Annotated in this window: 17 protein-coding genes and 1 rRNA gene; 4 read left to right on the top strand and 14 right to left on the bottom strand. The window is 73.9% G+C overall.

Going from position 1 to position 20,888, the window contains the following annotated elements:
• Positions 1-107 precede the first annotated feature (107 nt).
• Together AC4H2S_RS20795 and AC4H2S_RS20790 are read left to right on the top strand one after the other, a co-directional pair.
• Complete coding sequence (locus tag AC4H2S_RS20795; protein WP_491498896.1) at positions 108-1,157, top strand: ATP-binding cassette domain-containing protein; 1,050 nt, start codon at positions 108-110, stop codon at positions 1,155-1,157.
• Entirely contained in the window at positions 1,154-1,993 is an 840-nt protein-coding gene (locus AC4H2S_RS20790) for an ABC transporter permease (RefSeq protein WP_491498895.1), read from the top strand. Before AC4H2S_RS20795 ends, AC4H2S_RS20790 begins: the two co-directional genes overlap by 4 nt.
• Here the strand turns inward: AC4H2S_RS20790 and AC4H2S_RS20785 are convergent.
• The 4 genes from AC4H2S_RS20785 to AC4H2S_RS20770 all read right to left on the bottom strand — a co-directional run bounded on the left by AC4H2S_RS20785 (position 1,977) and on the right by AC4H2S_RS20770 (position 7,866).
• Positions 1,977-5,126, bottom strand: coding sequence for an AfsR/SARP family transcriptional regulator (locus AC4H2S_RS20785; protein WP_491498894.1), 3,150 nt, complete (start codon positions 5,124-5,126; stop codon positions 1,977-1,979). The genes AC4H2S_RS20790 and AC4H2S_RS20785 overlap by 17 nt on opposite strands.
• On the bottom strand, positions 5,123-6,055 hold the full coding sequence (xerD, locus tag AC4H2S_RS20780) for a site-specific tyrosine recombinase XerD (protein WP_491498893.1): 933 nt from the start codon (positions 6,053-6,055) through the stop codon (positions 5,123-5,125). The genes AC4H2S_RS20785 and xerD overlap by 4 nt, the downstream gene beginning before the upstream one ends.
• Complete coding sequence (gene ald / locus AC4H2S_RS20775; protein WP_491498892.1) at positions 6,052-7,167, bottom strand: alanine dehydrogenase; 1,116 nt, start codon at positions 7,165-7,167, stop codon at positions 6,052-6,054. Before ald ends, xerD begins: the two co-directional genes overlap by 4 nt.
• Positions 7,168-7,245: 78 nt before the next feature.
• Positions 7,246-7,866, bottom strand: a complete 621-nt coding sequence (locus tag AC4H2S_RS20770; protein ID WP_491498891.1) for an NUDIX domain-containing protein — start codon at positions 7,864-7,866, stop codon at positions 7,246-7,248.
• Between the two features lie 57 nt (positions 7,867-7,923).
• On the opposite strand from AC4H2S_RS20770, the gene pepN reads away from it, so the two are divergent.
• Positions 7,924-10,371, top strand: a complete 2,448-nt coding sequence (gene pepN / locus AC4H2S_RS20765; protein WP_491498890.1) for an aminopeptidase N — start codon at positions 7,924-7,926, stop codon at positions 10,369-10,371.
• Between the two features lie 23 nt (positions 10,372-10,394).
• Here the strand turns inward: pepN and pyrG are convergent, their stop codons facing one another.
• The 8 genes from pyrG to AC4H2S_RS20725 are packed head-to-tail and all read right to left on the bottom strand — an operon-like array spanning position 10,395 to position 18,989.
• On the bottom strand, positions 10,395-12,089 hold the full coding sequence (gene pyrG / locus AC4H2S_RS20760; RefSeq protein ID WP_491498889.1) for a CTP synthase: 1,695 nt from the start codon (positions 12,087-12,089) through the stop codon (positions 10,395-10,397).
• Positions 12,090-12,100: 11 nt separating this feature from the next.
• Positions 12,101-12,994 (bottom strand): copper transporter, encoded by an 894-nt coding sequence (locus tag AC4H2S_RS20755; protein ID WP_491498888.1) that lies wholly within the window; start codon positions 12,992-12,994, stop codon positions 12,101-12,103.
• Positions 12,991-14,190: a putative cytokinetic ring protein SteA gene (gene steA, locus AC4H2S_RS20750; protein WP_491498887.1), complete on the bottom strand. Its 1,200-nt coding sequence runs from the start codon at positions 14,188-14,190 to the stop codon at positions 12,991-12,993. Before steA ends, AC4H2S_RS20755 begins: the two co-directional genes overlap by 4 nt.
• A 15-nt stretch (positions 14,191-14,205) precedes the next feature.
• Positions 14,206-15,978: a DNA repair protein RecN gene (recN, locus tag AC4H2S_RS20745; protein ID WP_491498886.1), complete on the bottom strand. Its 1,773-nt coding sequence runs from the start codon at positions 15,976-15,978 to the stop codon at positions 14,206-14,208.
• Positions 15,971-16,921 carry an NAD kinase gene (locus AC4H2S_RS20740; RefSeq protein ID WP_491498885.1) on the bottom strand — a complete coding sequence of 317 codons (951 nt, stop codon included), beginning with the start codon at positions 16,919-16,921 and terminating at the stop codon, positions 15,971-15,973. The genes recN and AC4H2S_RS20740 overlap by 8 nt, the downstream gene beginning before the upstream one ends.
• Positions 16,918-17,757, bottom strand: coding sequence for a TlyA family RNA methyltransferase (locus AC4H2S_RS20735; protein WP_491498884.1), 840 nt, complete (start codon positions 17,755-17,757; stop codon positions 16,918-16,920). Before AC4H2S_RS20735 ends, AC4H2S_RS20740 begins: the two co-directional genes overlap by 4 nt.
• A 6-nt stretch (positions 17,758-17,763) precedes the next feature.
• A complete protein-coding gene (locus AC4H2S_RS20730; RefSeq protein ID WP_491498883.1) occupies positions 17,764-17,949 on the bottom strand; it encodes a hypothetical protein in 186 nt (61 codons plus the stop codon).
• A complete protein-coding gene (locus tag AC4H2S_RS20725) occupies positions 17,946-18,989 on the bottom strand; it encodes an HAD-IIA family hydrolase (protein ID WP_491498882.1) in 1,044 nt (347 codons plus the stop codon). Before AC4H2S_RS20725 ends, AC4H2S_RS20730 begins: the two co-directional genes overlap by 4 nt.
• Before the next feature lie 48 nt (positions 18,990-19,037).
• On the opposite strand from AC4H2S_RS20725, the gene AC4H2S_RS20720 reads away from it, so the two are divergent.
• Positions 19,038-20,156, top strand: a complete 1,119-nt coding sequence (locus tag AC4H2S_RS20720; RefSeq protein ID WP_491498881.1) for a DUF1015 family protein — start codon at positions 19,038-19,040, stop codon at positions 20,154-20,156.
• Here the strand turns inward: AC4H2S_RS20720 and AC4H2S_RS20715 are convergent.
• Together AC4H2S_RS20715 and rrf are read right to left on the bottom strand one after the other, a co-directional pair.
• Complete coding sequence (locus AC4H2S_RS20715; protein ID WP_491498880.1) at positions 20,131-20,622, bottom strand: single-stranded DNA-binding protein; 492 nt, start codon at positions 20,620-20,622, stop codon at positions 20,131-20,133. The two genes, AC4H2S_RS20720 and AC4H2S_RS20715, sit on opposite strands and share 26 nt — an antisense overlap.
• Positions 20,623-20,818: 196 nt before the next feature.
• A 5S ribosomal RNA gene (gene rrf, locus AC4H2S_RS20710) occupies positions 20,819-20,888 on the bottom strand; the annotation flags it as partial.

The raw sequence follows: 20,888 nt of genomic DNA, 5'->3' as shown, positions 1-20,888 counted from the left end.
CATCCGCGCACGCGTCGACGCTCGCGGGGGCGCGCGCCCGGTGCCGGTTTCGTGGGCGCGGCCGGCATGCAACCGCCGTGAAACCGCGCCCGTCGATCGTGGCCGTCATGACCACACCACATGACTCCCCCTCCGCGCCGGGGCCCGCCGTCTCCGCCACCGGCCTCGTCAAGCGGTTCGGCGACCAGCGCGCGGTCGACGGCATCGACCTCCGGGTGCAGCGCGGCGAGGTGTTCGGCGTGCTGGGCCCCAACGGCGCCGGCAAGACGACCATGATGCGGATGCTCGCGACCTTGCTGACGATCGACGAGGGCGAGGCGAGCATCCTGGGCCACGACGTACGCACCGCACCCCACGCCGTGCGCCGCACGCTGGGCGTCACCGGCCAGTTCGCCTCGGTGGACGAGAACCTCACCGCCACCGAGAACCTCTGGCTCTTCGCCCGGCTGCAGGGTCTCGGGCGCACCGAGGCCCGCGCCCGCGGGGCCGAGCTGCTCGAGCAGTTCGACCTCGTCGAGGCCGCGAGCAAGCCGATCTCGGCTTTCTCAGGCGGCATGCGCCGCCGCCTCGACCTGGCGGCGAGCCTGCTGACCCGGCCGCCGGTGATCTTCCTCGACGAGCCCACCACCGGCCTGGACCCGCGCACCCGCGGCCAGGTGTGGGACACCGTCCGCGACCTGGTGCGCGAGGGCTGCACCGTGCTGCTGACCACGCAGTACCTCGACGAGGCCGACCAGCTGGCCGATCGCATCGCGGTGATCGACCGCGGGCGCAAGGTCGCCGAGGGCACCTCCGACGAGCTGAAGTCGTCGGTGGGCCAGTCCACCCTGGAGCTGCAGCTCGCCGACCACGCCGACCTCGCGGTCGTCGCCGAGGAGACCCTCCGCCTGCTCGGCGAGGAGGCCGTGCTCACCCCGGAGTCCCGGCGGGTCAACGTGCCCCTGGCCCGCACCGACCAGAGCGTCGACGTCCTCGTCTCGCTCCGCGACCGCGGGGTCGCCATCGAGTCGGTGACCGTGCAGAAGCCCTCGCTCGACGAGGTGTTCCTCGCCCTCACCGGCCACGACACCCACGACACCCCGGCCGGCGAGCAGGACGAGCGCGGCGACCGGACCGACGAGACCGACAAGACCGACAAGATGGAGACTGCCCGATGAGCACCGCGACCCTGCCCGAGCCCACCGCAGGCCCCACCGCAGGCCCCACCACGGGTCCCACCACGGAGCGCGTCGGCGTGGCCGACACGATCAGCCAGACCATGACCCTCGCCTGGCGGGCGACCAAGAAGATGCAGCGCAGCCTCGAGGTGATGTTCGACGTCACCATCCAGCCGCTGGTCTTCACCGCGATGTTCGCCTACATCTTCGGCGGCGCCATCTCCGGCGACGTCGACAGCTACCTCCCACTCATCATCCCGGGGCTGATCGGGCAGACCGTGCTGACCGCGTGCGTGGCCACCGGGGTCCAGCTGCGCACCGACATGGACACCGGTGTGTTCGACCGGTTCAGGGTGCTGCCGATCTCGCGCATCGCGCCGCTGGCGGGGCCGATGGTGGCCGACCTGGTGCGCTACTTCATCGCCTCGGTGCTGACCTTCGGGGTCGGCATCGCCATCGGCTACCGGCCCGGCGGCGGCGTCGCCGGGGTCGCGGGCGCGGTGCTGCTCGCGATGCTGGCCGGCTGGTCGCTCGCGTGGATCTTCACGCTCTTCGGGATCCTCGGCCGCAACGCCCAGGGCGTGCAGGGCATCTCGCTGCTGGTGATGTTCCCGCTGACGTTCCTGTCCAACGCGTTCGTGCCCACCGAGACGATGCCCGGGCCGCTGCGCGCCTTCGCCGAGGTCAACCCGGTGTCGCTGGTGATCAGCGCGATCCGCGACCTGGCCAACGACGGCGCCGTCACCGCCGACGTCGCCTGGGCGCTGCTGGGCTGCGCCGTGCTGATCGCGGTGTTCGCCCCGCTGGCCGTGCGGGCGTTCAGCCGGAGGACGTGACCCCGCCCGCCCAGGCGTGCCGCAGCCGGTCGACGGCTGCGGCCGCCTCGGGCACCAGCTCCGGCCCCGGGCGGTCGGCCAGCTCGCCGACGAGGCGGTCGATCAGTCCGGGCTCCGCGGCGTCGGCGAGGGCGACCATCGACTCCCACGCCATCACCGGCACGCTGCGGTTGTAGGCCCAGCGGTGCGCCACGGCGAGCAGGAACATGCCGTCCGAGCGCTGCTCGGGCGGACCCCAGCGGACCACCCACGCACCGAGCGCGACGAGCAGGACGCCGTTGAGCGGCAGGTCGGTGAACCACAGCGTGCCCGGCGGGGTCAGGCCGCCCGGTCCGACGACCCGGTCGCGCAGCTCGTCGGCCGCGCGGTCCGTCGCCCCCGTGCCGTGACGCGCGCGGCAGACAAGGGCGGCCGCGGAGATCATCGGTGCCCACGGCGACACGGCCGGCCCCCCGTCGGCGTCGGCGACCATGTCGACGACCGCGTCGTAGCGCCGGATCCCCTCGGCGCCGTCGCCCCGGACGAGGGCGACCTCGGCCTGGGCGATGTGCCACGCCACCCGGGCGCCGATCTGCGCGGCCTCGCCGCCGGGTGGTCCGACCGCGTCGAGGACCGCGACCGCCGCCGCGACGTCGCCGTCCAGCAGCGGTGACAGGGCGGTGGCGACCTGGAGGCTGTAGGAGTCGGTGACGGAGTGGATCTGCTCGAGCAGCGGCCACGCGACGGCAGCGTGCCGCGCGGCCTCATGGTGCTCGCCCGCGGTCATCGCGAGCTGGCTGAGCTCGGCGTGCACGGACGCCCGAAGGAAGACCGGGAGCCGGTGCCGCAGCGCCTGCTCGGCGTACGCGCGCGCCGCCTCGACGTCCCCGGCGTTCTCCGCGACGATGCTCGCCCACATCAGCAGCGCGGCGGCGAGGCCGGCCCCGGTCTGCTCGGCGGCGACGGCGGCGAGCCGGGCGGGGGTGTCGTCCCCGCCCTGCAGCACGGTGCGGCCGATCAGCCCCCACACCCCGGCCGGCGGCTCGCCGCGGGTCAGCAGGTCGCCGAGCCCGCCCACCTCCACGCCGGGGATCCAGGTCAGCTGGATCAGCAGCACGCCGGCCGCCTCGAGGGCGTCGTGGCGCGCCTCGTCGGGGACGTCCCAGCCCGACAGCACCTCGACGGCGGCGTCGCAGACGGCGAAGATCTTCGGCTGGTCGCCGGTGATGGTCCACAGGCTGCCCAGCAGGGCGACCATCCGGGCCACGAGCGGGCGGTCGCCGGTGGCCAGGGCGTGGCGCAGCACGTCGGTGAGGTTGTTCTGCTCCCGCACGAGGAGGTCGACCTGCGCGACCTGCGCGTCGGAGACGACGAGGTCGCGACACCGGGCAGCGAGGTCGGCTGCCCACCCGTGCAGCGCGTCGAGGGCATCGGGTGTCTCGCCGCGCCGGGCCAGCTCGGCGGCGGCGTACTCGCGGATCGTCTCGAGCGGCCGGAACCGCGCGGTCGCGCCGTCGTCGACGAGGACGAGCATCGACTGCTCCACCAGCGCGTCGACGAGGTCGGAGCCGTCACGGCCGAGGACGGCCGTCGCCGCCGCGCGGTCGAACCCGTCCTGGAAGACCGACAGCCACGCCAGTGCCCGCTGCTCAGCGGCCGTGAGGAGGTCCCACGACCAGCCGATCACCGCGGCCAGCGTGCGGTGTCGGTCGGGGGTGCTCCGCTCCCGGCTGCTCAGCGCCGTCAGGCGGTCGTCGAGCGCCGCGGCCACCTCTGGCACGGTCATGGTGCGCACCCGCGCCGCCGCGAGCTCGACGGCGAGCGGGAGCCCGTCGAGCCGGTCGACCACGGCGCCGACGGTCGCCGGGTCGAGCAGCGCGTCGGGCCGGGTGGCCGACGCGCGCCGCACGAACAGCTCGCGGGCGTCCTCGGGCGAGAGCTGGCTCAGCGGCACGACGCGCTCGGCGGCCAGGCGCAGCGGGGCGCGGCTCGTGGCCAGCACCTGGAGGTCACGTGTCGTCGCCAGCAGGAACGCCACGAGGGAGGCGACGGGCTCGAGCACGTGCTCGCAGTTGTCGAGCACGAGCAGCGTCGGCCCGGAGTCGAGCTCCTGCGCCAGCCGGCTGCGGACGTCGGCCTGCTCGGCCGGCGTGAGCGCGAGCCGGGTGGTCACCGACCCGCGCACGCCGAGCGCCGCGCCGACCGCCACCACGACGTCGTCGCCGGCCCCGACGCCGACGAGCTCGACGACGTGCACGTGGGGCAGCACCGACTCGCGGGCCAGGACCTGCGCGATGCTCGTCTTGCCGATGCCCCCGGGGCCGAGCACCGTCACCAGCCGCGACGACGCCAGCGCCGAGCGCAGCCGGGCCAGGTCCTGCTCGCGGCCCAGCAGCCCGGCGCCGTCGTACCTCAGGCCGGTGCGCACCGGGTCGTCGGCGGCCAGGAGCTCGCGGTGCAGCCGCTGCAGCTCGGGCGCGGGGTCGACGCCGAGGCGCTCGGCGAGGTCGCGGCGGTAGGCCTCGTAGCGGCCGAGCGCGACCGCGGGCCCGCCGACGGCCGCCATGCTGCGGAGCAGGTCGACCAGCACGCCGGACTCGTCGGCCCACCGCGCGGCGGCCGCCTCGAGCAGCGGCACCGCCTCCGCGTGGCGGCCCTGACGGGCCAGGGCCCGGCCGAGGAGGTCGTCGGCGGCGTCCAGCGTCCGGGCGGCCATCGACCGGAGCCGGGCCAGCGGTCCGGGCGCGTCGTCGGTCGCAGGCTCGGGCCACGCCCGGGCCGATTCGGTCAGCTCGGCCGCCCGGACCGCGTCCCCGGCGCGGAGGGCGTCCCTCGCCTCCGCGACCGCGAGCCCCAGCGCCAGCACGTCGACCTCCGCGGCGTCGAGGCCGAGCCGATAGCCGGTGTCGGTCAGCTCGACGACCTCGGGCGCCGTCGCGGCGCGCAGCCGCGAGACGATCACCTGCAGCGCCTTGCCGGGGGTGGCGGGCGGCTCGTCCTCCCAGACCTGGTCGACGAGCTGCGCCACGCTCAGGCCGCGCGGCTCGAGCACCAGCGCGGCCAGCAGGGCCTGCGGGCGGGCCCCCACGACGGGTGCGCCGTCCCACGACGGCGCCCCGAGCAGCCGCAGCCGCACGCGCGCCGCCGTGCTCACCCGCGCGCCCTTGGGTGGGCGGTCGCGAAGACCTCGCGGAGGTTGTCGACGGTGACCAGGGTGTAGACCTGCGTGGTGGTGACGGACGCGTGCCCGAGGAGCTCCTGCACGACGCGCACGTCGGCGCCGCCGTCGAGCAGGTGGGTGGCGAACGAGTGCCGCAGGGTGTGCGGCGACACCGAGGCGGTGACGCCCGCCCGCTCGGCTGCCTTCACCAGCACCGACCACGCACTCTGCCGCGACAACCGGCCGCCGCGGGAGTTGAGGAACATCGCGGGGCCGCCCTTGCCGGTGCCGACCAGCTCGGGTCGGGCGCGGGTGAGGTAGGCAGCCACCGCCTCCCGGGCGTAGCCGCCCACCGGCACCAGCCGCTCCTTGCCGCCCTTGCCGCGCAGCAGCACCGTGCCGTCGTGCTGGTCGAGGTCGTCCACGTCGAGCCCGACCGCCTCCGAGATGCGCGCGCCGGTGCCGTAGAGCAGCTCGAGGAGCGCGCGGTCGCGCAGCGCCAGCGCCGTGCCGGACGCCCCGGCCGCGTCGAGGATCGCCTCGACGTCGGACAGCGGGAGCGCCTTGGGCAGCCGCTTGGCCGGCGTCGGGGGCTTGACCGCGGCTGCCGGGTCGGCGACGGCGAGCCCGTCGGACACGGCGAACTTGTGGAAGCCGCGCACGGCGACCACGGTGCGCGCCGCGGACGACGCGCTCAGTGGCGGGTGGGCGTCGCTGCCCTCGCGCAGGCCCACCAGGAACGCGGTGACGGTCGCCTCGGTGACCGCGTCGAGGTCCTCGATGCCCTGCCCGGTGAGGAACTCGACGTAGCGGGTCAGGTCGCGCCGGTAGGAGCTCAGCGTGTTGGCCGCGAGTCCACGCTCGACCGCGAGGTGGTCGAGGTAGGTGCGGACCGCGCGGCCCAGCGGCACCCCGGGGCTCACCCGAGGACTGTCTCCGGTGCCACCGACTCGATGCCGACGGCGTCGCCGACCGGTGCGTTGGTGAGCTTCCCGGCGTGGGTGTTGAGGCCGTGGACGAGGCTGGCGTCGTCGCGCAGCGCCTGCTCCCACCCCTTGTCGGCCAGCGCCACCGCGTAGGGCAGCGTCGCGTTGGTCAGCGCGTACGTCGAGGTGTTGGGCACCGCGCCCGGCATGTTGGCCACGCAGTAGAACACCGAGTCGTGCACCTCGTAGGTCGGGTCGTCGTGCGTCGTGGCGTGCGAGTCCTCGAAGCAGCCACCCTGGTCGATCGCGATGTCGACCAGCACCGAGCCCGGCTTCATCCGCGCCACCAGGTCGTTGCTGACGAGCTTCGGTGCCGCGGCACCGGGGATCAGCACCGCGCCGATCACCATGTCGGCCTCCATCACCTGCTGCTCGATCGCCAGCTTGGACGAGGCCAGGCCGTGGACCCGGTTGTTGTAGCGCCAGAACGACATCCGCAGCTTGTCGAGGTCGGTGTCGAGCAGCGTGACGTCCGCGCCCATCCCGAGCGCGATGTTGGCGGCGTTCTGCCCCGACACCCCCGCACCGATGATCACGACCTTCGCGTTGGCGACCCCGCCCACGCCGCCCATCAGCACCCCGCGGCCACCGTTGGCCTTCAGCAGTGCGTGCGCCCCGACCTGCGGCGCCAGGCACCCGGCGACCTCCGACATCGGGTACAGCAACGGCAGGCCACCGGAGGGCAGCTGCACCGTCTCGTAGGCGATCGCGGTCACCCGGCGCGCGATCAGCTCCTCGGTCAGCGCCTTGTCGGCGGCCAGGTGGAGGTAGGTGAACAGGGTCTGGCCGTCCCGCATCCGCTTGTACTCCTCGGCGACCGGCTCCTTCACCTTGAGCACCATGTCCGCGGCGCCCCACACGTCGTCGGCGGTCTCCAGCATCCGCGCCCCGGCCGCGACGTACTCCTCGTCGGGGATCTGCGACCCGAGCCCGGCGCCCTGCTCGACCAGCACCTCGTGACCGTGCTGGACCAGCTCGTGCACACCGATGGGAGTCAGGGCCACGCGATACTCGCGGTTCTTCACTTCCTTGGGGACGCCGACCTTCATGCCTTGCTCCTCCGGGATCCAGGGGGCCACGACGATGTGGCCCGCCTCACAGCGTGGCGAGACTACTCCCGGGACGGCCTAGGGGGCCGTCACGACCCCCCGCCGCTTCAGCACGTCGTAGGCGAGCACCGCCTGCACCAACGGGCCCTGCCGCACCCGGCCGTCGAGGACGGCGTCGAGGAGGTCGGCCATGGGCACCCAGAAGTGCTCCATCTCGGCCTCCTCGTGCTCCATCGCGAAGTCGCCGCGCGCGGCGTGCGAGAGCCCGCGGGCCAGGAAGATCTCGTGCACCTCGTTGGTGATGCCGGCACTGGAGAACGTGCTCAGCAGCTGCTGCCAGTGAGCGGCCTCGAGCTCGACCTCCTCCCGCAGCTCGCGCTTCGCGGTCTCCACGGCCGGCTCGTCCCCGGCGTCGCGCAGTCCTGCCGGCAGCTCGACGAACTCCCGCCCGCTCGTGTGGCGGTACTGGCGCAGGCACATCACCCGCTCGTCGTCGTCCACCGCCAGCACCACGACCGCGCCGGGGTGCTCGAGGCTGATCCGGCTGAACTCCTCGGAGTGCCCCGGGCGGGTGATCATGTCCTCGCGCAGCGCCACCACCCAGTCGTCGCGATGCAGGTAGTGGCTCGACACCACGGGCCACGCCATCGGCCGGTCGGCGAGCTCCTGCGGTCGGTCGTCCCCGTTCCGGTCGCTCATGCAGCAGACGCTAGCCCAGGCGGTGGAGCCGAGGGGTGGGTGAGTAGGTTCGGGCCCATGACGTTGGCGACGCTCACCAAGGACGAAGCGCAGACCCGGTCCGACCTCCTCGAGGTCCAGCGCTACGACATCGACGTGGACATGACCGGCCTGCTGGAGGGGGAGGTGTGGCGCTCGACGAGCACCATCACCTTCACCTGCTCCCAGCCCGGTGCCACGACCTTCGTCGACGTCGCCATGGACGTGGCGCGCGCGAGCCTCAACGGCCAGGACATCGATGTGTCCGCGGCCGCCGACGGCCGGCTGCCGCTGCCCGCGCTGGCCGCCGACAACGTCCTGGTCGTCGAGGCGAGCACGACCAACACCGGCACCGGCGAGGGCGTCCTGCGCACGATCGACCCCACCGACAAGCTGGTCTACGTCTGGACCAGCCTCGAGCCCGACGAGGCCCGGCGGGTGTGGGCCTGCTTCGACCAGCCCGACCTCAAGGCGCCGCACCGGTTCGTGGTCACGGCACCGTCGTCGTGGCTGGTGACCTCGAACGGCGCACCGGAGTCGGTGGTGGAGGCGGCGACCGGCGACGCGCGCGTGTGGACCTACCCCGACACGCCCCGGCTCTCGACGTACGTCGTCGTGGTCAACGCCGGCCCGTTCCACGAGGTCCGCCGCCAGCACGACGGCTACGACCTGGGGTTCTACTGCCGCCAGTCGCTCGTGCCGATCCTCGAGCGCGACCTCGACGAGATGGTGACCCTGACCCGCCAGGGCCTCGCCTTCTTCGGCGAGCGCTTCGGCTACCCGTTCCCGCAGGAGCGCTACGACCAGGTCTTCGTCCCCAATCTCGGCGGCGCGATGGAGAACTGGGGCTGCGTCACCTACGGCGACGGCCAGCTCTTCCGCACCCCCCCGACCCACGCCCAGCGCTCCGTCCGTGCCGAGTTCATCCTCCACGAGATGGCGCACATGTGGTTCGGCGACCTGGTCACCATGCAGTGGTGGGACGACCTCTGGCTCAACGAGGCCTTCGCCTCCTGGGCGGCCAACTGGGGCATGGCCGCGGCCACCGAGTTCACCGAGCAGTGGGCCACGTTCCTCGCCGCCTCCAAGCGCACCGCGTACGAGATGGACATGAGCCCGGCCAGCCACCCCATCCGCAGCGCCGTCCCCGACGTGGCGTCGGCGATGTCCAACTTCGACGCCATCACCTACGTCAAGGGCCAGAGCGTCCTGCACCAGCTCGTCGCCTACATCGGCGAGGACGCCTTCGTGGAGGGCCTGCGCGACTACTTCAGCCGCTACGCATTCTCCAACACCCGCCTCGACGACCTGATGGACTGCTACTCGCGGGCCTCCGGCCGCGACCTGTCCGCGTGGACCCGGGCGTGGCTCGACGAGGAGGGCACCGACGTCATCACGCTGGCCGACGGCGAGCTGGTGGTGCAGGCACCCGGCACGCAGGACCCCCGGCCCCATCACCTCGACATCGCCGTCTTCGACGCCTCGGGCGACACGCTCGTGCCGGCCGGGCGCTCGTCGCACGAGGTCACCGGTGCGCGTACGCCCGTCGAGCTCCCCGAGGGCGAGCTCCGGCTGGTCAACGCCGGCGACTTCACGTTCGCCGCCGTCAAGCCCGACGAGACGTCGCTGCGCCTGATGCTCGAGCGCATCCACCAGCTCGACGACCCGCTCGACCGCGCCCTGGTCGCGGCCACGGCCGGCCAGCTGCTGCTGCTCGGCGACGTCGCGCCCCGCGACGTGTCGGCCGCGCTGACCCGGGCGCTGTCGTCGGAGACGAGCCCCGCGCTCGTCGAGCCGTTCCTCGCCCAGGCGCTCCAGGTCGCCGACCGGTGGGCGCCTGCCGCCGAGTCGCCGGCGCTGCTGTCCGCGCTGGCCGACGCGGTCCTCGGCCTCGTCGACCTCCCCGACGCCCGTCAGGCGGCCCTGCGCACCCTGGCCGCGTCGGCCTCCACCGACGCGCACTGGGCCGTGCTCGAGGCGGCCGCCGCCGAGGCGACCGACCTCGACCTGGCCTGGCGGATGGCGGTGCGCCGTGCCGAGCTCGGCGACTACGACGAGGACGCCGTGGGCCGGCTGCTCGAGTCCGACCCCGACCCCGACGCCGCGATGCGTCGCCTCGCGGTCCTCGCCGCCCGGCCCGACGTCGACGCCAAGGAGGAGGTGTGGCGGGCGTTCTTCGTCGACTACGCCGTGCCCGCCAGCCGGGAGACCCTCGTGCTCGGCTCGACGTTCTGGCGTCCCGGGCAGGCCGAGCTGCTCGCCCCGTACACCTACCGCTACCTCGAGGAGCTGCGCACGCTCAAGGGCGGCCTGCTCAACCAGGGGCTCACCATCCGGGCGATGTACCCCCTCGGCGCCGGCGACGAGAACTTCCTCAGCGCCGCCGAGAACGCCGCCGAGGACACCTCCCTGATCGCCTACGCCCGCAACCAGCTCCGCTCGAACTCCTTCGTCCTCAGCCGGATCCTCCAGGCCCGCCGCCTCTGACGGGCCCCCGTCCCGGCGCTGGCTCAGGCCTCGACGGCCTCGTCCTTGCGGCGCAGGCCCGACTCGTCGAGGGGGAACCGCTCGGAGCGCTGGCGCTCGATGGCCGCGCCGATCAGTCCCGCGAAGAGCGGGTGCGGGCGGGTGGGACGCGAGCGCAGCTCGGGGTGGGCCTGGGTGGCGACGTAGTAGGGGTGCACGTCGGCGGGCAGCTCGACGAACTCGACGAGGCCCAGCTCGGGGTTGACGCCGGAGAAGACCATGCCGGCCCTGGCCAGGGTGTCGCGGTAGGCGTCGTTGAACTCGTAGCGGTGGCGGTGCCGCTCCTCGACCGTCGCGGCGCCGTAGGCCGCCCGCACCACGCTGCCCTCGGCGAGGTCGGCCTTCTGCAGACCCAGGCGCATGGTGCCGCCGAGGTCGCCCGCCCCGTCGACGAACTTCTTCTGCTCCTCGATCGTGGAGATCACCGGCTCGACCGTGTCGGGGTCGAACTCCGTCGACCCGGCCTTGGTCAGCCCGGCGACGTTGCGGGCGTACTCGATCACCATGCACTGCAGGCCCAGGCACAGCCCGAGCGTCGGGATGCCGTGGGTGCGGGCGTAGTGGAGGGCGCCGAGCTTGCCCTCGATACCGCGTACGCCGAAGCCGCCGGGCACCAGCACGGCGTCGACGTCGGCGAGGTGCCGGGCGGCGCCGGCCTCGGTGCGGCACTCGTCGGAGGCGACCCAGCGGATGTTGACCTTGGCGTCGTGGGCGAAGCCGCCGGCGCGCAGCGCCTCGCTGACCGACAGGTAGGCGTCGGGCAGGTCGATGTACTTGCCGACCAGCGCGACCGTGACCTCCTCGGAGGGGTTGTGCACGCGCCGCAGCAGCTCGTCCCAGTCGGTCCAGTCGACGTCGCGGAACGGCAGGTCCAGGCGGCGCACGACGTAGGCGTCGAGGCCCTCGCGGTGCAGCACCTTGGGGATGTCGTAGATCGACGGCGCGTCGGCGCAGGTCACGACGGCCTCGTCGTCGACGTCGCACATGAGCGCGATCTTGCGCTTGATGCCGGCCGGCAGGTCGCGGTCGGCGCGGCACACGATCGCGTCGGGCTGGATGCCGATCGAGCGCAGCGCGGCGACGGAGTGCTGCGTCGGCTTGGTCTTGAGCTCGCCCGACGGGCCGATGTAGGGCACCAGCGAGACGTGGATGAAGAAGCAGTTGTCGCGCCCGATCTCGTGACGCGTCTGGCGCGCGGCCTCGAGGAACGGCAGCGACTCGATGTCGCCGACCGTGCCGCCGACCTCGGTGATGACCACGTCGATGTCGGGCCCGCCCATCGCGAGGATGCGGTCCTTGATCTCGTTGGTGATGTGCGGGATGACCTGCACGGTGTCACCGAGATAGTCGCCGCGCCGCTCCTTGGCGATCACCGTCGAGTAGACCTGCCCGGTCGTCACGTTGGCGATCTGGTTGAGGTCGGTGTCGAGGAACCGCTCGTAGTGGCCGATGTCGAGGTCGGTCTCAGCGCCGTCGTTGGTCACGAAGACCTCGCCGTGCTGGAACGGGTTCATCGTGCCCGGATCCACGTTGAGGTAGGGATCGAGCTTCTGCATGGTCACGCGCAGGCCGCGTGCCTTGAGCAGGTTGCCCAGGCTGGAGGCCGTGAGCCCCTTGCCGAGCGAGGAGGCGACGCCTCCGGTCACGAACACGTGCTTGGTCGGCGTGTGGCTCTTCACGGGCTTCGATCCTACCCGAGCGGGACGGGTCCGTCGGCACCCGACGCACCGAACGCGCCGCCGGGCGTGCTCAGCGAGCGCTGGAGTGTGAGGATCGTCGCGACCCGTCCGGCGGCGGTGTCGATGCCGTCGAGGCTGGCGACGCCCGCCGAGGCCGGGTCGGCGCGGAACCGGCCCAGCTGTCCGGCGCCGCCGTCGGCAGTGACTCCCGCCACGACCACGCCGGTCGCCTGGGCCGCGAGGCCCTGGGCCAGCCCGGCCAGGATGGCGTCGGAGCCGTCGTCCTCGGCGTCGGTCCCCAGCACGAGGAGCACCAGCGGCGAGCGCTGGGCGACCTCCGCCGGCGCGGACATCAGGCCCGCGCCGCTGATGGCGTCGGCGATCGCGCGCGCCTTGCCGTTGACGTCCTGGCCCTCGGCGTCCTTGGAGGCCACCGCCAGGCCGAGCAGCTGTCCGAGGCGGTCGTACGTCGACGCGTCGGCGGCGACGTCGCCCTCGGCCTGCTGGGTCAGCAGCTGGCTGCCGAGCGTGTCGACGAGCGACTTCTGGGAGGGGTCGACGAGGTCGTCGGCGAGGTCGTAGCGGGCGCTCACGGTGCCATCGGCGGCCGTCACCTGCTCGGCGAGCGCGCCGACCAGCTGCTCGTCGGCGCCCGGCACGGTCACGAGGGCGACCGAACGCTCGGCGAGGCGGCCCCCGACGGTGGCCGGGCCGACGGCGGACACGAAGCTCTCGGTGTAGTCGACCTGCGCCTGGTCGTCGGCGGGCGCGGCCTCGCGGTCGCCCCCGGCGGTCGCGACGGTGGGACCGACGTCGGAGAGCGGGCCGCCGCCGAGGACGATCCCGGCCGCGAGGGCCAGGAACACGGCGACGATGGTGAGCAGGTGGTGGCGCAGGGTGATCACGGGAGCATTCCTCGTACGTCGTCGATCAGGTCGGTCGTGGTGCTGGAGATCCGCGGCGACACGTCGTCGACCCACTGCTGGCCGACGGGGGTGACGCTCACGGCCGCGCCGAGCGCGAGCACGCCGGCGGCGATGGCCGCGGCCAGGTGCCGCGGTCTCACCGCGCCGTCGTAGAGCCGCGCGACCGCGGCGGCGTCGACCAGGTCGGGGCCGAGCTTGAGCCGGGTCAGGAAGGTGCTGGCCAGACCGGAGCGGCGCTGGTCGAGGAACTCGTCGAGCGTCGCGTGCATGCCGACCCCGACGATCAGGGCCGCCTCGTGGGCGCCGGCCAGCAGCAGGGCGGCGTCGTGGGCGGTCGCGGAGGTCTCGAAGCGCAGCGGGCGGATGCCCAGTCGCTCGAACGGCTCGGTGACGTTGCGCTTGGCCCCGCGCTCGACGAGCACGACGACGTCGCGGGCGCGGCGCAGGACCGCGGCGGCGGGCAGGTCGTCGGAGCCACCGGTCACGACGACGATGTCGGGGCGGTGCCCCGCGCCGACGAGGGCGTCGGCGCCACGGTCGACGCCGACCAGGACGGGCCGCTGCTCGCGCAGGAACGGCTTGATGGCGCGCAGCTCGTCCTCCCAGCCGTGGGAGCGGACGGCGACGACCACGGGCCGACCCGCCATCTCGGTCGCGGTGCTGGGCACGCCGTGGCCGTGCAGGAGCAGGTCCTGCTCGCGGCGCAGGAACTCGGTGCTGTTGTGGGTGAGGCTCTCCAGCTGGGCGGTGAGGCCCGAGCGGGCGCGGTCCATCTCGCGGCGGACCAGGTCGTCGGTCAGCTCGCGGCCCTCGGCCACGAGGGCGTCGCCGGCGTGCACCGCTCCCCCATCGATGCGCAGCGCGGCGCCGTCCTTGACCCGGTCGAAGACCTCGGGTCCGGTGCTGTCGACGACGGCGAGCCCGGCCTCGACGAGCAGCTCGGGGCCGAGGTTGGGGTAGCGGCCCGAGATCATCGGGCTGGCGTTGACCACGGCGACGACACCGGCGTCGACCAGCGCCTGCGCGGTGGTCCGGTCCATGTCGAGGTGGTCGAGGACGGCGACGTCACCTGCGTGCAGGCGACCGAGCACGCTGGCCGTGCGTCGGTGGACGCGTGCGGGACCGTGGACGCCGGGGAGGGCGGGGGCTTGGCGGGTGCGGACTGCGAACTTCATGACCCCGCCATGGTCTCAGCCGCCCCCCGGCCTCCCGGGGAGGCACGCCCGCTCGGGCGCGGCGGCCTCGAGCAGCTCGCGGGCGTGGGCGCGGGCGCTGTCGGAGTCCTCGAGCCCGGCGAGCATCCGCGACAGCTCGCGCTCGCGGTCGTCGTCGGTGAGCGCGACCAGGCCGGACGTGGTGACCGTGCCGTCGCTCGACTTGTGCACCACGACGTGACGGTCGGCGTAGGCGGCCACCTGGGGCAGGTGGGTCACCACGAGGACCTGCGAGGCGCGGGCGAGGGCGGCCAGCCGACGGCCGACCTCGATGGCGGCCTTGCCGCCCACGCCCGCGTCGACCTCGTCGAAGACGAACGTCGGCACCGACCCGGACTCGGCCAGCGAGACCTCGAGCGCGAGCATCACGCGGGAGAGCTCACCGCCGGAGGCTCCCTTGTGGAGGGGACGGGGCTCTGCGCCGGTGTTGGCGGCGAGCAGCAGCTCGACGTCGTCGATCCCGTGCACGCCGGCGCGCACCCAGCGCCCGTCGACCAGCAGCTGCGGGCCGGCCGGGGTCTCCGGGGCGGGGGTCTCCTGCTGCGTCACCGCGACGCTCACGGTGGCGTGGGGCATGGCCAGCGAGGTGAGCTCCTCGCTCACCGCGACGCCGAGCCGTCGGGCGGCCTCGGTGCGCTGGGCGCTCAGCGTGGACGCGAGCTCGCCGAGCTCGGCGCGGATGCGGTCGCGTCGCGCCTCGAGCTCGGAGATCCGCCCGTCGGTGTCCTCGAGGTCGAGCAGCCGCTTGGCGCCGTCCTCGGCCCACGCCAGCACCTCGTCGATGCTCTCGCCGTACTTGCGGGTCAGCGCGGTCAGCGCCGCCCGGCGCTCGGACACGGCCGCGAGGCGCGCGGGGTCGGTCTCGAGGGAGGCGGCGTACGACGCGACGTCGCCGGCCACGTCGACCAGCAGGTGGCCGAGCTCGGCGAGCCGGTCGGCCAGCTCGCCGGCCGCCGGGTCGTGCTCGCGCACGCCCTCCAGCGCCTGGCGCGCCGTGCTGGTCGTGCCGAGGGCGTCGGGGGCGCCCTCCTCGCTCGAGAGCGCCTCGCGGGCCGTCTCGGCGGCGGTGCGGAGCGTGTCGGCGAAGCCGAGGCGCGTCTCCTCGGCTGCGAGCTCCGCGTCCTCGCCGGGACGCGGGTCGACGGCCTCGACCTCACCGAGGCCGAACCGCAGCTGGTCGGCCTCGCGGGCCCGCTCGCGGGCAGAGCCCACCACCTCCGCGAGCGTGCGCTCGGTGAGGACCAGCTCGGACCACCGGGCGGCGTAGGCCGAGGCGGTCGCGGCGAGCTCGTCGCCGCCGAACCGGTCGAGCGAGGCGCGCTGCGCCCCGGGCCGCAGCAGGCGGTGCTGGTCGGACTGGCCGTGGACGGCGACCAGCGGCTCCGCGACCTCGGCGAGCGTGGTCACCGGGACCGACGCCCCGCCGACCCACGCGCGCGAGCGTCCCTGCGCCGCGACGTTGCGGGCCAGGACGACCTGCCCGTCCTCGACCACGCCGCCGGCGTCCTCGACGGCCTCGCGGAAGCCGGTGAGCGCGGTCGCGGCGACGACACCCTCGACCCGGGTCTGCTTGGCCCCCGAGCGGACGGCCCCCGGGTCGGCCCGGCCGCCGAGCAGCAGGCCGAGCGCGGTGACGACCATCGTCTTGCCGGCGCCGGTCTCGCCGGTGATCACCGTGAGGCCGGGGCCGAGCTCGAGCGTCGACGACTCGATCACGCCGAGCTGGCTGATCCGCAGCTCCTCAAGCATCGTGGTCCCCGTTGTCGCGTCGGCGCCGCTCGGCGGCGCCGCGCCACCCCTCGACCGGCAGGTCGAACTTCGCCACCAGCCGGTCGGTGAACGGGGCGTGGTGGAGCCGGACCAGGCGCACGGGCCACGCACCGCGGCGCACCTCGATGCGCGCCCCCGGCGGGAGGTCGACGGTGCGGCGGCCGTCGCACCACAGCACGCCCGAGCCCTCGGTGTTGGAGAGCACCTCGACGGCGAGCACCGACGTCGGCGCCACCACCATCGGGCGCGCGAACAGGGCGTGCGCGCTCAGCGGGACCATCAGCAGGGCCTCGACCTCGGGCCACACCACCGGTCCGCCGGCGCTGAAGTTGTAGGCGGTGGAGCCGGTGGGCGTGGCGCAGACGACTCCGTCGCAGCCCCACCGCGACAGCGGCCGGCCGTCGACCTCGACGACGACCTCCAGCATCCGCTCTCGGGCTGCCTTCTCCACGCTCGCCTCGTTGAGCGCGAAGGTGGAGAACAGCACCTCCTTGCCGACCATCACGCACACGTCGAGGGTGAGCCGGTCCTCGGCGGTGTAGTCGCGCGCGACGATCGCCGCGATCGTCGACCCGACGTCCTCCTGCTCGGCCTCGGCGAGGAAGCCGACGTGGCCGAGGTTGACGCCCAGCAGCGGGGTGCTCGTCTCGTGGGTCAGCTCTGCGGCACGCAGGATGGTGCCGTCGCCGCCGATGACCAGTGCCAGCTCGCAGCCCTCACCCGGCAGGTCGTCGGCCCGGGTGGTCTCGACGAGACCGTGGGAGTCGTCGAGGCCCAGGTCGGCTGCCTCGTCGGCCAGCAGGCGTACGCCGATCCCGTGGGCCGTCAGCGTCTCCACGCACGCGCGGGCCACGTCGTGCACCTGGGGACGGCCGGTGTGCGCGAGCACCAGGACGCGGCGAGGGGTGCTGTTGCTGGTCACGGGTCCACCCTCTCACCCGCCACCCCCATCGACCCGGCGCGCTCCACCTCGGCGCGGATCTCCTCCGCGCCGACGGATGCGGGGCCGTGCCGCAGCAGCAGGAAGAACTCGACGTTGCCCGACGGGCCCGGGAGCGGGCTCACCGTGACGGCGACGGCTCCCCACCCGCGCTCGGCGGCGAGGTCGGCGATCGTGGTGACCGCCTCGGCGCGCAGGGCCAGGTCGCGGACCACGCCACCCTTGCCTACCCGGTCCTTGCCGACCTCGAACTGCGGCTTGACCATCAACGCGAGCGCGCCGTCCGGCCGCGTGACCGACAGGAGCGGGTCGAGCACGAGGGCGAGGGAGATGAAGGAGAGGTCGCCGACCACGAGGTCGACGGGCTCGCCGATCACGTCGAGGGTGAGCTCGCGGATGTTGGTGCGGTCGTGGACCCGCACGCGCGCGTCGCTCTGCAGCGACCAGGCGAGCTGCCCGTAGCCGACGTCCACCGCCACGACCTCGCTCGCGCCCGCTCGCAGCAGCACGTCGGTGAAGCCCCCGGTGGACGCGCCCGCGTCGAGGCACCGCTTGCCCCGGACGGTCAGGCCGTGGTCGGCGAACGCCGCCAGCGCGCCCGCGAGCTTGTGCCCACCGCGGGAGACGTAGTCGACCGACGACGGGTCGTCCCTGACCACGATCGCCACGTCGGTGGTGACCCCGGTCGCCGGCTTGGTCGCGACGGCGCCCGACACCGTCACCCGTCGGGCGGCCACCAGCTCGCTGGCGTGCTCGCGCGAGCGGGCAAGACCGCGCCGGACGAGCTCCTGGTCGAGCCGAAGGCGTCTGGGTGGCACGGTGGCTCAGGCGCCCGGGTGGTCGCCGGGCGCGTCGGGCCGGGCGTCGAGCGCACGCCGCAGCTGCTCGTGGGCCCGCTCGAAGACGGCGACGTGGTCGGACACCGGGACCTCGGCCAGCCCTGCCACGTCGGCGAGCACGCGGTCGACGGACTCGACGCCGGTCGGCTCGTGCTCGGGCACCTCGCTCATGGCCGCGAGCCTACTCGCCGCTGGGGCCCCGGGCGGGCCCGGGCGGGCCCTGGCGGGGTCGTGTCGGAGACGTCGGCGGGGCTCCCGGTGTCGTCGAGGTGACGCCAGCACGCCGTGACGGCGACGCGCCACCAGTCGGCGTCCGATCCCTCCCCCGACACGGCCAGCCGGCCCTCGTCGACCCGCGCCGTCCACCCACCGAGCTCGGCGGCGTCATCGGTCACCGAGGCCACGGGATGGGTCTCGAACAGCCCGTCCATCGTGGGTGAGACATAGGTCGGGCGGAGCCGGGGCGGGGCCGCGGCCAGCTCGTCGAGCCACGTCACCCCGGTCAGCACGAGCAGCGAGGGCACGTCGATCGCGTGCGCGCCCTCGATGTCGGTGTCGAGGCGGTCGCCGACCATCAGCGGCCGGTCGCCGCCCACCCGCAGCACGGTCTCCTCCATGAGCGGCTTCTCGGGCTTGCCCGCGATCACCGCATCGACGCCGGCGAAGCCGGTGATGGTGCGCACGAGCACGCCATGACCGGGCGCCAGCCCGTAGGCGGTGGGGACCGTCAGGTCGGCGTTGCTGGCGACGTAGGGCAGCCCGTCGCGCACGAGGGTGGCCGCCCGCATGATCTCGCGCCACCTCACGTCGGGTCCGTAGCCGCTCACCACGGCCACGGCGCCCTCCGGGTCGTCGACAGGCACGAGCCCAGCCTCGCGCAGCGCGACGCTGAGGCCCTCCCCGCCCAGGAGCAGCACCCGGGCGCCCTCGCCGTGCTCCTCGACGAGCAGTCGGGCCGCGGCCTGTGCCGACGTGACCACGTCGGCCGGATCGGCGTCCACTCCGACCCCCACGAGCTTGTCGGCCACCTGCTCGGGCGTGCGGGAGGCGTTGTTGGTCACGAACGCTACGTGTCGCCCGTCCTGGCGCACCTTGTCGATGGCCTCCGCGACTCCGGCGATGGCCTCGGTGCCGACGTAGACGACGCCGTCGAGGTCGAACATGACCAGGTCGTGCGCCTCCACGAGCGGAGTCGTGGACTCCTGCAGCATGGTCCACCCCTCTCCGGATCGTGACGATCGTCCCCCTACGATGCTCCGATGGACTCCGCCACCGTCGTGCCTCCGTACGTGGCGAAGCCCCTCGAGCTGCTCCCGTTCCGGGCGGTGATGCTGGCACCGGCACGCGTGGGCGACCCCGCCTCCGCGCGAGCACTGGCGCGACCCTATCGCGACGTCGCCGGGCGGCTGACGCAGTGGATCGCGCGCGGTGACGCGACGGCCGACACCGCCCCTGCGCTCTACCTGCACGAGTACACCGCCGGCGGGCTCACCGTTCGAGGACTGGTCGGCGCCCTGCGCGTCTCGCGCCGCGCGCAGACGCTCGACGAGCGCGCGGTGTGGCCGCACGAGGCGATCCATCCCGAGCAGGCCGGCGAGCTCGCGGACCGGATGCTGCAGATGGACCTCAACCCCGCCCCGATCCTGCTCGTGCACCACGGCCGTCGCGAGCTCCGCGAGCTGCTCGACGAGCTGACGCTCGCCGAGCCGGACTGGCGCTACCTCGACCGCACCGGGCAGCGACAGCGCCTCTGGGCCGTGCGCGAGGACGCGACCGTGGCGAGGATCGGACGCCTGATCGCTGACAGCCGGTGCCTCCTCGCCGACGGCCACCACCGCTACGCGGCCTACCTGCGGCTGCAGGAGCAGCACCCGGGCACGCCGTGGGACGCGGGCCTCGCGATGCTCGTCGACCAGGCGGACACTCCCCTGTTCCTCGGTGCCATCCACCGCACCCTGCCCGGCGTGAGGCTCGACGCCCTGCTCGACGGGGCGCGGCGGGCAGGGGCCGCGGTGACGGAGCAGCCCCGCCACCGGGCGCTCGGGGCCCTCGACAGCACCCACATGGTGCTCACCGACGGCGACGCCTGGTTCGCCGTGGCGCCCGACGGGCTCGAGCGGGAGGCCGCGGTGTCCTGGCTGCACGACCACGTGCTGCCCCGGCTGCCCCGTCCCCCGCGCCGCATCGAGCACCACCACACGGTCGACGAGGCGCTGGCCGCGACATCCGCTGCGGCGCCCGGAGTGCTGCTGCCGAGCCCCGACTTCGAGCAGGTGCAGGCGCTCGTCGAGTCGGGAGGGCTCCTGCCGGAGAAGGCCACGTCGTTCCAGCCCAAGCCGAGCCTCGGCGTGATCATGCGGCCGGTGCTCGACGGATGATCCGCGCGGACGTCGCCTCGACCTCCACACGCGATCGCGTCGCACCGCCGGCCTGGTAGAAGCGGCACCGCACGGCGCCCACCACCTCGACGACGTCGCCGGGACGCCATGTCGCGACGCGACGTCGCAGGACTGCGCTCCACGCCGTGCAGGGGATCGAGTCGACCCGTTGCGCCGCCGCAGAGCTGCTCGCCCTGCGGGTCGCCGGCGGACGTTCCACCGAGACACGGAACGTCACCAGGCTGTCGCCGCTGGGCAGCTCGACCGTCGTCGGGACGCCGCTCACCCTTCCCACCAGGCGCACCTCGTTGGCCGGCCCGTCCGTCACGCCCGCCGACCCGGTCTGGGACGTCGCTCTCGCGCGTGCCGTGGTCGCGGACCTCGTCTGCTTGGCCTTCGCCCGCTCAACCTTCGACTGCTCGCTGGTCCGGGCCTTCGTCTGGCCCGTTGTCTGTGCTGTGCTCACCATGCACCTCCTGGCACTGACCCTGACGGTCAGGGCGGACAGGAGCGGGAGCAACGGAGGACCGGCGGTGGACGACGCGCTTCGTCGCCCACCTGTGGACGATGCGCGGCCGGCCGAACGGCCATCGAGGGCGCGTTGACGGCCCCGAAATGCAAAAGTGGGGCCACCCGAAGGTGACCCCACTTCCACAATGTATGTCCGGCGGCGTCCTACTCTCCCACAACCTCTCGGTTGCAGTACCATCGGCGCTGAAAGGCTTAACTTCC

The organism is Nocardioides sp. Z13_37, assembly GCF_058355585.1.
Note: the sequence above shows the minus strand (reverse complement) of the source record. Positions and strands in the feature narration are given on the sequence as shown.

Bases quoted from the DNA above. Each gene is read 5' to 3' on its own strand.
- AC4H2S_RS20770 (WP_491498891.1), bottom strand. From the start codon at position 7,866: ATGAGCGACCGGAACGGGGACGACCGACCGCAGGAGCTCGCCGACCGG.
- AC4H2S_RS20725 (WP_491498882.1), bottom strand. From the start codon at position 18,989: ATGCTGCAGGAGTCCACGACTCCGCTCGTGGAGGCGCACGACCTGGTC.
- ald (WP_491498892.1), bottom strand. From the start codon at position 7,167: ATGAAGGTCGGCGTCCCCAAGGAAGTGAAGAACCGCGAGTATCGCGTG.
- AC4H2S_RS20790 (WP_491498895.1), top strand. From the start codon at position 1,154: ATGAGCACCGCGACCCTGCCCGAGCCCACCGCAGGCCCCACCGCAGGC.
- AC4H2S_RS20795 (WP_491498896.1), top strand. From the start codon at position 108: ATGACCACACCACATGACTCCCCCTCCGCGCCGGGGCCCGCCGTCTCC.
- AC4H2S_RS20730 (WP_491498883.1), bottom strand. From the start codon at position 17,949: ATGAGCGAGGTGCCCGAGCACGAGCCGACCGGCGTCGAGTCCGTCGAC.
- steA (WP_491498887.1), bottom strand. From the start codon at position 14,190: ATGAAGTTCGCAGTCCGCACCCGCCAAGCCCCCGCCCTCCCCGGCGTC.
- AC4H2S_RS20720 (WP_491498881.1), top strand. From the start codon at position 19,038: ATGGACTCCGCCACCGTCGTGCCTCCGTACGTGGCGAAGCCCCTCGAG.
- recN (WP_491498886.1), bottom strand. From the start codon at position 15,978: ATGCTTGAGGAGCTGCGGATCAGCCAGCTCGGCGTGATCGAGTCGTCG.
- pepN (WP_491498890.1), top strand. From the start codon at position 7,924: ATGACGTTGGCGACGCTCACCAAGGACGAAGCGCAGACCCGGTCCGAC.